Annotated in this window: 11 protein-coding genes and 2 pseudogenes; 11 read left to right on the forward strand and 2 right to left on the reverse strand. The window is 71.3% G+C overall.

Annotation, left to right across the window (positions count from 1 at the left end):
- From IE312_RS07525 to IE312_RS07540, 4 genes and pseudogenes are all read left to right on the forward strand, one after another.
- On the forward strand, nucleotides 1–1491 hold a 1491-nt coding region (locus tag IE312_RS07525), incomplete at its 5' end, for a CocE/NonD family hydrolase (RefSeq protein WP_229899254.1).
- 297 nt (nucleotides 1492–1788) lie between these two features.
- On the forward strand, nucleotides 1789–2343 hold the full coding sequence (locus IE312_RS07530; protein ID WP_229899256.1) for a barstar family protein: 555 nt from the start codon (nucleotides 1789–1791) through the stop codon (nucleotides 2341–2343).
- Between the two features lie 159 nt (nucleotides 2344–2502).
- Nucleotides 2503–3360 (forward strand): annotated as a pseudogene (locus tag IE312_RS07535) (ABC transporter ATP-binding protein); the annotation flags it as partial.
- A pseudogene (locus tag IE312_RS07540) lies at nucleotides 3361–4596 on the forward strand (alkaline phosphatase family protein); the annotation flags it as partial.
- 98 nt (nucleotides 4597–4694) lie between these two features.
- Here IE312_RS07540 and IE312_RS07545 read toward each other — a convergent pair.
- Nucleotides 4695–5603, reverse strand: coding sequence for a LysR family transcriptional regulator (locus IE312_RS07545; protein WP_189979516.1), 909 nt, complete (start codon nucleotides 5601–5603; stop codon nucleotides 4695–4697).
- A gap of 71 nt (nucleotides 5604–5674) precedes the next feature.
- Between IE312_RS07545 and IE312_RS07550 the strand changes: the two genes are divergently transcribed.
- From IE312_RS07550 to IE312_RS07560, 3 genes are all read left to right on the forward strand, one after another.
- Nucleotides 5675–6613: an NAD-dependent epimerase/dehydratase family protein gene (locus tag IE312_RS07550; protein ID WP_189979518.1), complete on the forward strand. Its 939-nt coding sequence runs from the start codon at nucleotides 5675–5677 to the stop codon at nucleotides 6611–6613.
- 12 nt (nucleotides 6614–6625) lie between these two features.
- Nucleotides 6626–7510, forward strand: coding sequence for an aldo/keto reductase (locus IE312_RS07555; protein ID WP_189979520.1), 885 nt, complete (start codon nucleotides 6626–6628; stop codon nucleotides 7508–7510).
- A gap of 602 nt (nucleotides 7511–8112) precedes the next feature.
- Nucleotides 8113–8271: a hypothetical protein gene (locus IE312_RS07560; protein ID WP_189979522.1), complete on the forward strand. Its 159-nt coding sequence runs from the start codon at nucleotides 8113–8115 to the stop codon at nucleotides 8269–8271.
- Nucleotides 8272–8371: 100 nt separating this feature from the next.
- Here IE312_RS07560 and IE312_RS07565 read toward each other — a convergent pair whose 3' ends face one another.
- A complete protein-coding gene (locus IE312_RS07565; protein ID WP_189979524.1) occupies nucleotides 8372–8965 on the reverse strand; it encodes a hypothetical protein in 594 nt (197 codons plus the stop codon).
- A gap of 579 nt (nucleotides 8966–9544) precedes the next feature.
- Between IE312_RS07565 and IE312_RS07570 the strand changes: the two genes are divergently transcribed.
- The 4 genes from IE312_RS07570 to IE312_RS07585 are packed head-to-tail and all read left to right on the forward strand — an operon-like array spanning nucleotide 9545 to nucleotide 14730.
- A complete protein-coding gene (locus IE312_RS07570; RefSeq protein WP_229899258.1) occupies nucleotides 9545–11251 on the forward strand; it encodes a Rossmann-fold NAD(P)-binding domain-containing protein in 1707 nt (568 codons plus the stop codon).
- Entirely contained in the window at nucleotides 11244–12344 is a 1101-nt protein-coding gene (locus tag IE312_RS07575; RefSeq protein WP_229899260.1) for a Gfo/Idh/MocA family oxidoreductase, read from the forward strand. Before IE312_RS07570 ends, IE312_RS07575 begins: the two co-directional genes overlap by 8 nt.
- Entirely contained in the window at nucleotides 12341–13468 is a 1128-nt protein-coding gene (locus IE312_RS07580) for a Gfo/Idh/MocA family protein (RefSeq protein WP_189979526.1), read from the forward strand. The genes IE312_RS07575 and IE312_RS07580 overlap by 4 nt, the downstream gene beginning before the upstream one ends.
- Entirely contained in the window at nucleotides 13465–14730 is a 1266-nt protein-coding gene (locus tag IE312_RS07585; protein WP_189979535.1) for a B12-binding domain-containing radical SAM protein, read from the forward strand. Before IE312_RS07580 ends, IE312_RS07585 begins: the two co-directional genes overlap by 4 nt.
- The last annotated feature ends 20 nt before the right edge of the window (nucleotides 14731–14750 follow it).

A 14750-nucleotide genomic window follows, 5' to 3' on the forward strand; every position in this document is an offset into this window, starting at 1 on the left:
CTGCCGTGGTCACCCCAGTACGGACTGCTCTTCGCCGAACAGGGCTTCCACGTGGTCCTGCAGAGCTGCCGCGGGACCGGGGGCTCGGGCGGGGAGTTCGACCTGTGGCGCAACGAGGTCGCCGACGGCCGGGCCACGGTGTCCTGGCTGCGCGAGCAACCGTGGTTCAACGGAACGCTGGGGACCGTGGGACCCAGTTATCTCGGCTACGTGCAATGGGCCCTCGCCGTGGACCCACCGCCGGAACTGAAGGCGATGGTGGTGCAGGTAGGGCTGCACGACCCGCACAGCCTGTTCTACGCGGACGGTGCGCTGCGCCTGGAGAACGCCCTCGCCGTGGGCGTGGGCATGCACTACCAGCACCAGGGCATGGCACCGTTCCTCAAGGCGACGCTGCGCCTGCAGCGACGCCTGCGCGACGTCACCACGGCGCAGCCCCTGCGCGGGGCGCACCTACCGGCCCTGGGCGCCGAACCGCCCTGGCTGGACGACGTGATGACGCACCCGGACGCCAAGGACGCCTACTGGCACGGCGCGTCACTCGCGGAGCCGGCGGAGCGGCTCCGCGTACCCACCGCGCTGATCACCGGATGGCACGACGCGCTGGCCGACCAGACATTCGAGCAGTACGCCCGGCTGCACCAGGCCGGATGCGAGACAGCCCTGCTCGTCGGTCCCTGGACCCACACGTCCGCCCTGCAGCAAGGATGGCCCGAGGTCTTCTCCGAAAGCCTCGCGTGGCTGCGCACCCACCTGTACGACGACCCCTCCGGCCTGCGACCCACCGCGGTGCGCGTACACATCGGCGGCGAAGACTCCTGGCGGGATCTCGACGACTGGCCACCGGCCGCGGTCCCGACCTCGTGGTACCCCACCCCCGGCGGGTACCTCACCCGACAGGCCCCCGTGGACTCCGCACCCGTGGCGGCGTTCCGTTACGACCCGTCGGCCCCCACCCCCTCCCTGGGCGGCCCGCTGCTCTCCCGTACCGCCGGTCCCAGGAACAACGCCACCTTGGAGGCCCGAGACGACGTCCTGACGTTCACCGGCCCGCCACTGACCGAGCCCGCGTACGTCGTGGGTCCCGTCTCCGCACGACTGAACATCTCCACGGACACCGGGCACGCCGATGTCTTCACCCGCCTGTGCGACGTGGACCCGCAGGGCCGCTCCGTCAACGTCTGCGACGGATTCGCCCGACTCCGAACGGCCGAACAGACAGAACAAGCAGAACAGGCAGAACAGGCAGAACAGGCAGAACAGGCAGAACCGGCGCCCTCGCAGGTGACCGTGCCGATGAGCTCCACCGCCCACCGCTTCCCTGCCGGCCACCGCATACGCTGGCAGATCAGCGGAGGCGCCCACCCACGCTTCGTCCGCAATCCCGGCACGGGTGAGTCGCCGCTGGACGCCACCACTGTCGCCCCGGTGCGCATCATGCTCCACGCGCACTCGGCACTGGAACTGCCGATCAGCCACGACCTCGCGTGAGCCGACGTACGCCTCGTCTGTACGCTCTTCAGCTCAGGAGGTGCTGTGGAGGTGGCGGACCGTGCTGGGGAAGGGTTCACGTACGCCCTGACCAGCGACGAGGATGAGAGTGACTTCTGGGGCTTCGCGCAGGAAGCCAGGGGGTTGTTCATCGGAGGTGACGACGGTTTTCGCCAGGTCGAACTCCTGGGTTGCTCAGCACGAGGAACGCTGCTGACGTGCCTGGACCGTCTCGGCGGCCGTCGCGCGAGGGCCGGAAACGCGCATCTCGCCCTCCTCGACGCCAGGGGCAGGACGATGGGTTCGTACTTCGTGAACGACCTCACCGCCACTGCCGCCGGCCCTTCCCCCGCGGAGGACGGGCTGCTCGACGTCACGGTGCGGCTGTGGTGCGACGAACTGCTCCCCGGCTCGGCCTGGGTGTGGGAACTGCTGCGAAGGGGGGAACTGACCCGAAAGGGCATGTGGCACCCCCTCTCCCCGGAGGAGCGCAGAGCCTGGTTGTCCGTAGCGTTGGCGTCGAGGCAGTACCAGCGCCGCGACCACCCCGCGGACTCTCCACCAGGCCGGGTGTTCACCCTGGACGGTCGGCAGGTGGTCGATGCCGACAGCTTCTACTGCGCCCTGGGCGAGGCCGTCAACGGTCCTGGTGGCTACTTCGGCTGGAACCTCGCAGCCGTGGACGACTGTCTCCGCGGTGGTTTCGGCGCCATGACTCCGTTCACCCTGGAGTGGCGGCACTCGGACCTCGCGAAGTCGCGCCTGGCAGGCGACGACAGGAACCCCGACGCCTTCTTCGAGGTGCTCCTGGAGATCTTCAGGGACCGCGGTGTCGACGTCCTGCTGCGGTAGTGCCTCGTCCGATCCGGCGCACCGTTCGATCCGATGCGCGTGAGAACCCATTGACCCCTGTTTGGCGTTCCGTTCCCTGAGCGTTCAACCGGTGCTCCCTGTCAAAGTCGTGTCGGCTTCCTAGGGTCCATGAGGCTTCCCTAAAGAAGGGGCCGGCTCATGGACCCACAGCTCGCCGTCCGGGCTCGCGGCATCACGAAGTGCTTCGGCGACGTCGTCGCGCTCGACGGCGTCGACCTGGACGTGGCACAGGGACGGATCCACGGCCTGGCCGGTCCGAACGGTGCCGGCAAGACCACACTGCTCGGCCTCCTCCTCGGCCTGGCCGTGGCCGACACCGGAGACCTCGACATCCTCGGCACGCCGGTCGGCCGCAGGTTCGAGACACCCGGCGGTGTCTCCGGGTTCGTGGACGGACCGGGACTCTATCCTGCGCTCACCGCACGCCAGAACCTCGCCTCGCTCGCCGCTCTGCGCGGTGGCGACAGGCGGTCGTCGGAGATCGACGACGCACTCGACCGGGTCGGGCTCACGGACGTCGCCGACGAGCGCACCCGCGGCTTCTCCCTGGGCATGCGCCAACGGCTCGGCCTCGCCGCGGCCCTGCTCACCAGGCCGCGGCTGCTCGTCCTGGACGAGCCCTGCAACGGCCTGGACCCGGCCGGGAAGAAGCACGTCCACGGTGTCCTCACCCGGCTCGCGCGGGACGGCACGAGCGTCGTGCTCTCCAGCCACCGGATGGACGACCTGGAGGCCCTGTGCTCCGAGGTCACCATCCTCGCCACCGGACGGACCGTCTTCTCCGGGCCGCTGGGCGAACTGGCCGCCGGGAACCGTGAACTCGACTACCGGCTGGTCACGTCCGACCCGGAGCGCACACGCCGACTGGCCGCCGCCGCGCCGGGAATCCGCCCGACCGGCGATGCCGCGGGACGCCAGGGCGGAGAGGCGCTGCTGCTGCGCGCGCTGGTGCCCGACCTCGACGACCTGGTGGTGCGGCTCGTCCACCAGGGCATTGACGGCGATCCGTCCCTGACGCAGTTCGGCGAGAACGTGACCCCCAACCAGCACGCGCTGGCCAGGCAGTTCGGGCTGTACGACAACACCTACGACATCGGCACCAACTCCGCCGAGGGCCACAACTGGCTCATGCAGGCCGACGACCCCGAGTACACCGAGTCCTCGGCCGGCGAGTACAAGCGCAGCTACGACACCGAGGACGACGCCCTGGGCCACCAGAAGACCGGGTTCCTGTGGACGGGTGCGCAGGCGGCCGGCAAGTCCGTACGCGACTTCGGCGAGTTCCAGCAGTTCCTGACCAAGCCGGCCGGCGCCAGCTGGCAGAACCTGTACTGCGACGCCAGGACCATGGAAGCGACCGGCCAGGACACCGCCTATCCGTTGGCCTCCTCCTCGCCGATCCCGTCGCTCAACAGCGTCTCGGTGCCCGGCTTCCCGAAGTTCGACACCAGCGTCCCCGACCTGTACCGATACCAGATCTGGAAGCGGGACTTCGAGAAGAACGGCCCGGCGGACCTGAACCTGTTCTGGCTCTCCAGCGACCACACCGGTGGTCCGGCGAGCCCGGCCGCCCAGGTCGCCGACAACGACCTCGCCACCGGCAGGATCATCGACAGGATCTCCCACAGCACGTACTGGAAGGACTCGGCGGTCTTCGTCGTCGAGGACGACTCCCAGGCCGGCCTGGACCACGTCGACGGTCACCGCGCCCCGGTCCAGATCATCAGCCCCTGGGCCCGGCACGGCACCGTCGACAGCCACTACTACTCGCAGATCACGATGATCCGCACCATCGAACAGATCCTCGGGATCCACCCGATGAACCAGAAGGACAGCGCGGCCACCCCCATGCGGGGCGCGTTCACCCGGCACCCCGACTACACGCCGTTCACCTCCCTCCCCAACCGCACGTCACTGACCGACGGCCTGAAGACCCCGCCGTCCTGCGGCGTGGACACGCCCGCCGCCCAGGACCCCCGGGCTGCGGCCGTGCCGTCGACGAAGGTGCCCGCGGACAAGAAGTCGCTCGCCGCCGCGTGGGACGCCTGGAAGTCCCAGCAGCACCTGACCGGCCCGCACGCGATCCCCGACTACGCCGATCCGGCTCAGCTGAACCACCTCACCTGGTACCAGACCCACAACTGGACGCGCCCGTACCCCGGTGAGGAGAAGATCTACGCCCCGAACGACGTGCCCGGGGCCTACATCCCTTCGGCGGAGTCGGACGGCTGACAGCCGGCGGCTGACACAAGACGACCGGGGGCCGCCCCCAGGGTGCCTGGTCGGCGTTCGGCGGGCCCCTGGCACATCAAGGTCCGTTCAAGGTCCGTTCAAGGTCCGTCGTGCCGCGTCGCCTGCTCTCGAAGGGCCTGGATCAGCGTCGTGACGTGGGGCCGGTCACGGCCGCTGATCGTGGCCACGCCGATGTGCCGGACCGGACCCGGCGACTTGACCGGGACGGTGCTCAGACCCGGCATCCCGGGGGCGAGTGCGATGGAGGGGATCAGGGAGATCCCCATGCCCGCGGCGACGAGGGAACGGGCGAAGAAGTAGTCGGTGGTGGTCCCGCGGATGTCGGGATCGAAGCCGGCCTGCTCGGCGAAGCGGCGCAGGTACACCTCGGTCTTCAGGCAGCCGAGCACCCAGGGTTCGGCTGCCAGGTCGGTGAGGTCGAGCGCGGTCTGGTGGGCGAGCCGGTGACCCAGTGGCAGGACGACGTGCAGGGGGTCTTCGAGGAGCGGTGTCCACTCCAGGCCGGAGCGGGGGCCCGGCCCGACGGGGAGCGGGCCGTCGAAGCGGTAGGCGAGGGCGAGGTCCACGGCGCCTTGCCGGACGAGGGGAAGGGTGTCCTCGGGTTCGCCCTCCCTGACGTGGAGCACGGTGCCGGGATGGGCTTTTGTGAGCCGGGTGAAAGCGGCGGGCAGCAGGAGTCTGCCGCCGCTGGTGAAGGTGGCGACGGTGAGCTGGGTGCGGCCCGTGCCGAGCGCGGCGACCTGCTGTCGCGCGTGTTCCAGCTCCGCGGCGACGGATTCGGCGGCGCCGACCATGATGCGGCCCGCCCGGGTGAGGGTGACGCCCCGGGTGCTGCGCGCGACGACCTCTGCACCGACGCTGCGTTCCAGGGCGGCCACCTGCTGGGAGACGGCCGAGGGGGTGAGGTGGAGGGCGGCGGCCGCCCGGTTGAAGCTGCCGTACTCCGCCACCGCTCGCAGGACGCGGAGCCGCTGCACATCGATCAACAGTTTTCCTTAATGCGTACCGAGCAAGTTTGGACTTCTGTTGATGACGATAGGTCAGCCAGGCTGGGGACATGCAAAGGATCTGCGTCGTAGGCGGAAGCCGCTACTTCGGAAAACTCCTGGTGGAGCGGCTGCGGGCCGCGGGCCACCAGGTCACGGTGATCAACCGCGGCTCCACCCGGCCGCCCGACGGCGTCGAACACCTCGTCGTGGACCGCGACGACGAGGGCGCCCTGGCGGCCGCGCTCGACGCCCGCACCTTCGACGCCGTGGTGGACCAGGTCTGCTACACCCCGGTACAGGCCGCGATCGCCGCCCGCGCCTTCGCCGGCCGCACCCGGCGCTACGTCATGACCTCCACCATCGAGGTCTACGACCCCGCGACCGCCGCCCTGCCGGTCGTGCCCTCGGGAACCCCCGTGCCGGAGGAGAACGTGGACCCGGCCGCCTGGCGGGCGTCCCTGGACCTGCCCTGGCACGACGACGCCTACCTGGAGGCGCACTACGCCGAGGGCAAGCGGCAGGCCGAGGCCGTGCTCGCCCGCGCCGGCGGCTTCGCCTTCGCCACCGTGCGCAGCGCCCATGTCCTCGGCGGCGGCGCGCGGGACTTCACCGGCCGGCTGGCGCACTATGCCGCGCGCATCACCCGGGGCGAGGAGATCACCGTGCACGCGAAGGCGCTGCCGACGGCCTTCATCCACTACGAGGAGCTGGCCGACCTGCTGGTGTGGGCGACGGCAGCCGACTTCACCGGCCCGGTCAACGCCTGCTCCGACGGCCCCCTCGATGTGCACGACCTCGCTGAGGCCGTCGCCGCACAGGCCGGCCGGAAGGCCGTCCACCGGACCGTGCCGGCGGGCGCGGAGGCCTCACCGTTCTCCTTCGACCGCCACTACGCCATGAGCAATGCCCGTGCGAAGGCGCTGGGCTTCTCCTTCTCCCGCACCACCGACTGGCTGCCCGGCGCCATCACCGAAGCCCTCGCCGTATCCGCCGCTCCCACCGACTGAGGACAGGTCACCATGCTGTACCGCACCATCGCCCACACCGTCGTGAGCGCCATCGGCCTGGGTGCCATGCCGCTGTCCATCGAACACCGGCCGGACGAGAGGCAGGCCATCGCCACCGTCCACGCCGCCCTGGACGCCGGTGTCACCCTCGTGGACACCGCCGACAGCTACCACTGGCACGCCGGCGAGGTGGGCCACAACGAGCTGCTGATCGCCCGCGCCCTGGCCCGCTACGGCGGCGACACGTCCCACGTCCTGGTGGCCACCAAGGGTGGCCGTGGCCGCCCCGGCGACGGCAGCTGGACCGTCACCGGCACCCCCGCCCACCTGAAACAAGCCGCTGAGGCCTCCGCCAAGCGGCTGGGCGTCGAAGCGATCGGCCTGTACCAGCTGCACAAGCCGGACCCGGCCGTGCCCTGGGCGGAATCCGTCGGCGCGCTGCGTGAGCTGCTCGACGCCGGCACGATCCGCGCCGCCGGCATCTCCAACGTCACCACCGCCCAGATCCGTCAGGCACATCGGATCCTCGGCGACGGGCTCGCCTCCGTGCAGAACCAGTACTCGCCCGCCGTCCGCGACACCGAGCCCGAGCTGCGGCTGAGCGAACAGCTGGGGCTCGCCTTCCTGCCCTGGAGCCCACTGGGCGGCATCTCCCGCAGTTCCCTCGACGGCCCCTCCGGCCTCACCTCCATCGGTACGGCCTTCCACCGCATCGCCGCCGAGCGCGGCGTCAGCCCCCAACAGGTGGTCCTGGCCTGGCTGCTCGCCCGTTCCCCGGCAGTGATCCCGGTACCGGGAGCCAGCCGTCCGGCCTCCATCACCGACTCCGCCAGGGCCGTGGAGCTCACGCTGAACGAGCGGGAGCTGGCGGAACTCGAGGACGGCCTGCCGAGCTGAGCCGTGGCTCGCCCACCCACCTCGCCCGGACCTCCTCACGGAGCCGTGTCCGTCCCACCCGCCGGCAGACCTGGCAGGGTGGACGGTACGGCGGAGGTCAAGGAGCCGGGGAGCGGGCAGGCCCGGTCCCACTTCCGCTCGTGCACGCGCTTCCAGACCTCGCCCCAGTCCGAGGGACAGGGGCCCGTCGGCGTCGGCGCAGCGGGCGGCGACACCGTGGCGGTCCTCGTACCCGTCGGCGGCCAGTACACGGGATGGCATTCCGCTTCGTACGCGCCTCCGGAGCACTCGACCTGAGGCCTGCCCGAACATGCGGACACCCCGCACACGACGACTGCAGCGATCACCGCCCCGACGGCCCCGCCCGTCCAGGACGCACGCCTTCTCCCCATGGCCTTCCCCCCATGCCCGCCCCCCGTGACGGCGCGTTGCCGCATTGTGACGCAGGAACGACCGGTTCGGCACTGCAACGGCAGGTTCGGTTCGCCCGTACGCATGGGGGACACGCCCGACAAGTCCAGATGACGAGGTGCGTCGGTCGGCCGCCCCGGGGAACCTGAGTTCCGGAAGACAGAAGCAGTCGCGTGGAGAGGGATCGAGTGATGAGTACCTCAGAGGAGAACGACTCCCCGCAGGTGGACGAGCAGACGAAGGAGCGGTCCGCGGAGCAGCGGAACATCACCGCGCCGACCCCGCCCGAGGTGCGTGCCAAGGGCGACGACGACACCGAGCCGCCGGCCGGCGAGTCCCGGTCCTCCTAGGCCGGGAGCCGGCGCGACGAACCGGTGTCCTCAGGCGTCCTACCGGCCGCCGTCCGGGAGGAGCCGCCGGCCGTGGCCGGACCCGGGCGGCGGCTTGCGCTCAGTGGCCGCCGCTCGGGGGCTCGCATCCGGTGCCGTCGGGGTAGCCACCGAAGGCGTCCGCCGTCGTGGCACTCCTGCTCACCGCGCCCTCCAGGCACCAGGGAGAGGAGCCGATGTCGATGAGGAAGTTCACTCCGGCCGACCCGTCCTGGTACGCCCGCACCTTGTCCGCCGAGTAGCCCAGCCCGGTGAGGGCGCCCCGGACGCTGTCCGGTGCGAAGTCACCGCGTCGGCGCAGTGGCTCGAGCGCGGTCTTGACGCGCCCGACGGCGGCGAGTCCGTCGCACCGGCTCTTGCCGTGCAGCGGCAGGGGGTCACGGTACCCGTGGTTCTCGGCGTAGTGGTCGGTCGGCGGCACGGTCGATCCGGAGGGGGTGGCGGTCGTGGAAGGCGTCGGCGGGGAGCTCTCCCCGGGGCAGCGGTAGTCCTTCGCGGTACTCGGTGTCGCTATGCCGGTAGGTGTCGGGTGCGTACTCCGGTACGCCTCGGCGGGGTCGTCCGCCCGCTGCGTCCCGCATCCCGTCGCCAGCAGCGCCACCACCGCCCACGACAGCATCCCGAACCCGGCTCTCGTCCTGCTTGTTCGCGTCATGCCTTGATCCTTCACCATGGCCGCCGGCGCCTCATGCCCGGAGGACGGAACCACCGGCCTGACATGGCGTCACACGAGCGTGGGCCCAGAAGGGGAACCGTTCGCTGATTGCTGCCGACTGCTTTTCCCGAATAGTGATTCTGCCAGAACTGTCGGCACCCTATCGCCCTGTGGTGACACGTGACGGGTCGGAACTGGCCAGGGGGAATAAGAACCGGCCATTTCGCGTAGCGGAGCACTCCGTTCCTTCGATGCGGTGAAATCCGGGGTGCGGCGGTCCCTTACATCCGGACATACCTGAATTGCCTTCTCCAAACGCACGCGAGATCGGTGCAGTCCCGTGGTTGACACGTGCGGCATTCGGTCGTGACCATGCAGTGCGGATCACGGCGCATGATCCACCCGGTCCTGAAGCAAGGGGCGTACGAGCGGCTGTTCTCCGCACCCGCCCCGTCCTCGAGATCCGCTCCCCGGAGGGAATTCCAGGTTCAAGGAATTCATTTCGCCGTCATATCCGTCACCCAATCATGACACCCGTGATTCCGTCTGCCCGGACGCGGGTGACGAAGGAGTGTGCACATGACGTTCAACGCCCTGATGGGCACGTCCCCGAACGGCGACGAACTGCCGAGAGCGGGCGCCACCGCACGGCTCCACACCGTGCTCAGCGGCCACTGGTCCTCGGACGCCCTGCTGCGCCTGCGCCTGAGGCGATGGCCGGACCCGGCGGAACCGCATCCGGCGGGCCATGAGGTGGTCGCCCTCGACGACGGCGGCTACGCGCACACCGTGGACACCGGCACCGGCTTCGTCACGGTGCAGTTCACGCCCGAGCCGGACTCCGCGCCGCACGCGCTGGAGCACAGCGATCCGCCGACCCCGCGCTGGCGCGCGGCCGTGCTGACGGAGAGCGTCCGACCGGACGATCCGCGGCCGGCCGCGGTCGCCCGGGCGCTGGCCGAGGCCCTGCGGAGCGAAGGCGCCGGCTTCAGCGAGGCGGAGGTGGCGACGCTGTGGGAGGCGATGCCGCTGCTGCGTCGGTACGCCACCGAGGACAGCGCGCTCGCCGACTGGGCGCTGATATTCCGCGACCACTACGTGGAGAACAGCGTCGGCTTCCTGCTGGCCGCCGAACGCGCCGGATTCGCACCCCAGTGGATCTACGCCCTGGACAAGGGCGACAAGACGTTACGCCGGGACCGCGTGCACGGGTGGTTCCTGTCTCGGGGCTACCGCAGCGCCACCCTCGACAATTCCGTCGTCAACGGCACCGCCACCGACGAGGAAGTGCGCCGGGCGCGCGAGGTGGGCTCCGACGTGGACGCCTTCATCCGGGCGGCACACGCCGAAGGCCGGCGCGTCCTCATGGTCGACGACGGCGGCATCATCGCCCTCGGCTCCGCGCACGAGCGCCTGGTCACCGAACAGCCGGACGCCGCACTGGAGTTGACCGTCAGTGGGCTCAAACGCATCTCGGCGGCGACCGACATGCGCCTGCCCGTCCTCAACATGGCGCGTTCCGAGGTCAAGACGCACCTGGCGTACAACGAGATCGCCGACTCGTGCGTGCGGCGACTGCGCGCCATCGTGCCGGGGGCGAAGTTCGTGGGCCGACGGGTGCTGTCCCTGGGCTTCGGCACCCTCGGCGCCCGGGTCGCGAGGGCCCTGCGCGCGATCGGGTGCCGGGTCACGGTCGTGGACACCGACCCGCTCGCCCTCGTACGCGCCGCCGAGGAGGGCTTCGACACCAGCCGCTCGGCCCATGAGGCACTGCGGCACATACGCCCCTTCCTGATCATCGGGACCACCGGCGAGGACGCGCTCACCGAGGCCGACCTGCCACTGCTGCCCGACGGCGTGCTCCTGGCCGGCTTCGCCACCCGGGACTTCAGCCTGCTCAGCGAGCGTCGCGTCGCCACGACGGCGTCGGACGTCCCCGGCGTGGGCGTGCGCTACACCCTGCCCGGCCGCCGCTCCGCCGTCCTCCTCGGCGACGGCCGCTCCCTGAACCTCTTCACCTACGAGGGCATCCCCAACCGGGGCTATGACGCCTACCGCGCCGCCACCCTGGTCACCGCCAAGCACCTGTGCCGGTCCGCCGCGGACCTGGCGCCCGGCATCCACCTCGGCGTCGTGGACGAAGTGGTGCGTGAAGCGGGACTGTTCGACGCGTACTACGACACGTATCTCGCCGACACGGCCCAGCCGGCCGAAGGCGGCGTCGAGGGCGGCGTCGAGGGCGGCGTCGAGGGCGGCGTCGAGGGCGGTGGGGACGCACATGAGTGACCTGCCCCGCGTGTGCGTCGTCGGCTACGGAGTGGCCGGCAAACTGCACCACCGACTGCTGGAAGCCGCCGGTCTGCGCGTGTGCACCGTGGACCCGGCCCTGTCCGGCGAACCCCGAGGTGTCCACCGCCACCGGCCCGTGGAGCACAGCGCGACCGTGCGGGACACGGCGGGCCCCGTGCACCTGTGGTCGCTCTGTACACCCACCCAGGTGCATGTCGACGTCCTGGCAGAGGTCCTGAAGCGCGACCCGCGAGCCCGCGTCATCATGGAGAAACCGGTCTGCCGGGCACAGGACGTGCCCCGTCTCCTGGATCTGCTGCAGCGGCATCCCGGGGCGCGCGTGGTCGTGATGAACCAGTACCTGCACGCCCACGCGCTGCGTCTGCTGGACGACCTGAGGCGCCACCACCTGCCGGACCAGCCGGTGACGGCGGTGCGCGTCGCCTTCAGCAAGGACCGGCGGGCCGACATGGAGGCGGGCCGGTTCGTCGACCGCGACCACGGCGTCTTCGGCTACGAGTGGCCGCACATGCTGGCGGTGGCGAGCCGGCTGCTGCCGCCCGACACGTACCGTGACTATGTCGAGAGCCCGGTCCAGGACGTACGCGGCGTCGTGCACGAGGACTACTTCGTCACGGCCGCCCGGGAACGCGCCGTGGTGGCGGACGGCGTGGAGCTGGAACTGTACTCGTCGGTCGTCGGCGACGCGCCGGAGGACACCGGCGTGCCCGACTGGGTCCGTCCCTTCGGCCAGTCCACCGGCGGCCGGCGGCGACTCGCCCAACTCGAAGTCGGCTCCGCGCTGTTCACGGCGGAGATGGACCCCGTGGCGCTGCCGGACGGTGGCCGGCTGCCCGGCAACACCCACCGGCTGACGGCCCGGCTCCCCGGTGGCTGCCAGGAGACGCTGGTGAACGATTCCCCCATGGACAACGCCCTGCGCACCGCGGTCGCCCGGCTGCTCGGCGACCTCCCCCTGCCTCCGGTCGACCTGCGGCCCGTGCACCGCATCAGCGCCCTGGCCGGCCGCTTCGGGCACGCCCGTGCGACCGCCGCCGCGGCCGGACAGCTGAGCGGGGGCTCCGTATGAGCAGGCTCCGCTTCGGCGTCATCGGCTGCGGTGTGATCGGCGGCCTGCACGCCCGGGTGCTCAGCGGCTACGCACCGCTCGCGGAACGGGCGCGACTCGTCGCCGTCGCGTCGCCCTCGCCCGAGCGCGCGCGACGGCTGGCCGAGGAGACCGGCAGCGAGGCGACGGACGTCGCCGCCCTGCTCGACCGCTCTGATATCGATGTCATCAGCGTCTGCACCCCCAGTGGCCTCCACGCCGAACTGGGGCTGCGGGCACTGGCCGCGGGCAAGCACGTCGTCGTGGAGAAGCCCGTCGAGGTGACCGCCGAGGCGGCGGACCGGCTGATCGCCGGCGCACGACAGGCCGGACGCGCCCTGGCCGTCATCAGCCAGCGCCGCTTCGACCCCGCCTCCCGCATGCTGCGGTCCGCCCTTGACGCCGGGGAGTTCGGGACGCTGACGTCCGGGCTCGTCGAAGTCCCCCTGTGGCGCGGCCAGTCCTACTACGACTCGGGGGACTGGCGCGGCACCCGGGCCCTGGACGGAGGGGGCGCGCTCCTCAACCAAGGGGTGCACGCCGTCGACCTCGTCCAGTGGCTGATGGGCCCGGTCGTCGAGGTCGCCGCGCACACCGCCCTCAAGGGGCACCACGGCATCGAGGTCGAGGACGTCGTCACCGCGAGCCTGCGGCATGCCAACGGCGCCCTGACGTCCCTGCTGGCGACGACCGCGGCGTACCCCGGGCGCACCACGCGCCTGACGGTGCACGGCGACCGGGGAAGCGCCGTGATCGACAACGACGAACTCACCTATTTCCACGCCGCCGGACCCGAGGCCGACACGTCCGCCTACGGTTCCTACGGCGCGGGCAACCAGGCCGCCGAGCGCCGTCCGGCCCCGGTCGCCGAGCAACGGGATGCCAGCGGCCTGCTCCCCTCACCGCACGGCGAGCAACTCCTCGACCTCTGTGACGCGGTCGCCGAGGGCCGGCCCCCCGCCGTCGACGGCGAGGAGGGCCGCAGGGCCCTGCGGACGGTGCTCGCCGTGTACGAGGCGGCGCGCACCGGCGCCGTCACACAGGTCGCGGCCACCCCCGAGACGTCACCCGTCCCACCCACCCCCATGACCCCGGAGCCGGCATGACCCGTGTGAGTTTCGTCGTCGCCGACGACGAGTTCGAGCGTGACTTCCTGCAACTTCCCCTGGACGTGGCCAACGCGGCCGCTCTGCTGAGAGGGGACGGGGCGGACGTCGTCGTCTGGGACCGTCGCCTGAGCGACGAGGCACCCCGCGTCGACGCGGTCGACGTGGCCGTCGTCGTGACCGCGATCGCGGACCGCGCCCAGTGCTACCCCCTCGACCTGGGCCCGGTGCGCACCGCCGTGGAACAGGTGCGGCGCACCTGGCCGGAGGCCACCGTCCTCGCCGTCGGCCCGCACGCCACCCAACTGCCCACGGCCACGCTGCGCGAGCTGGGCGTGGACCACGTGGCGCGCGGTGAGGCGGACGCGGCGGCGGTGCACGGCGTACGGGACCTGCTGAGCGGCAGGCCGGTGCTGGGCGAGCTGCCACTCAGCGGGACGTATCCGCCGCTGGACTTCGACGGGGCGCCCCTGCCCGCCTACGACCTGCTGGACCTGACCGCCTACACGGCCGAGACGTTCACCGGCGGGCGGGTCAGACGCGGGCCGTGCGGCATGGTGCTGGGCGTCCGCGGCTGCACCTACGGCTGCACCTTCTGCCATCTGCCGTTCGGCACGCGGATGCGCCCCGAGCCCGTGGAGCGCACGCTCGCGGAGATCGCGGCGATGCGCGAACGCGGCGTGGACTCGCTGTTCTTCCTCGACTACGTCTTCGGTCTGCACCCGACCTTCTACAAGGAGCTGTGCACCCGGCTCGCCGGAGGCGGCCTGGGCTGGAGCGGGCAGAGCCGGGCGGAGGTGGTCCTGCGCCAGGACGTGGACCTGTGGGCCGCCGCGGGATGCAACGGCATGTGGCTGGGCGCGGAGTCGCCGGCCGTCGCGGAGACCGGCGTCGGCAAGCGCGTCCCGGCGGAGAAGATCGACGCGGCGATCCGCCGGCTCTCCACGGCCGGCATCACCCCGTTCGCGTTCATCCTGCTGGGCCTGCCCGGCGACCCGGCCTGCCTGAGCGGCGAAGTGGTCGACTGGGCCGCCTCACTGCCGGGATACTTCGGGCTGAACCAGCTCTTCCTGCGCCCCGGCACCCCGCTCTACGACGAACTGGCGGCCGACTACAACGGCGGTACGGCGCCGGCCACATGGGCCGAGGTGGAGGCGGTGACACGGCGCTACCGGGAACGCTATCCGGTCAGTCTCGACGACCTGTGGCAGCGGCTCGTCAAGCTGCCGAACTACATCGGCAACGCGATGGCCACCGTATGAGCACCGGTCACCTCGTGGCC

Origin of the sequence: Streptomyces capoamus, from assembly GCF_014654935.1 — a bacterium.
Lineage (GTDB): Bacteria > Actinomycetota > Actinomycetes > Streptomycetales > Streptomycetaceae > Streptomyces > Streptomyces capoamus.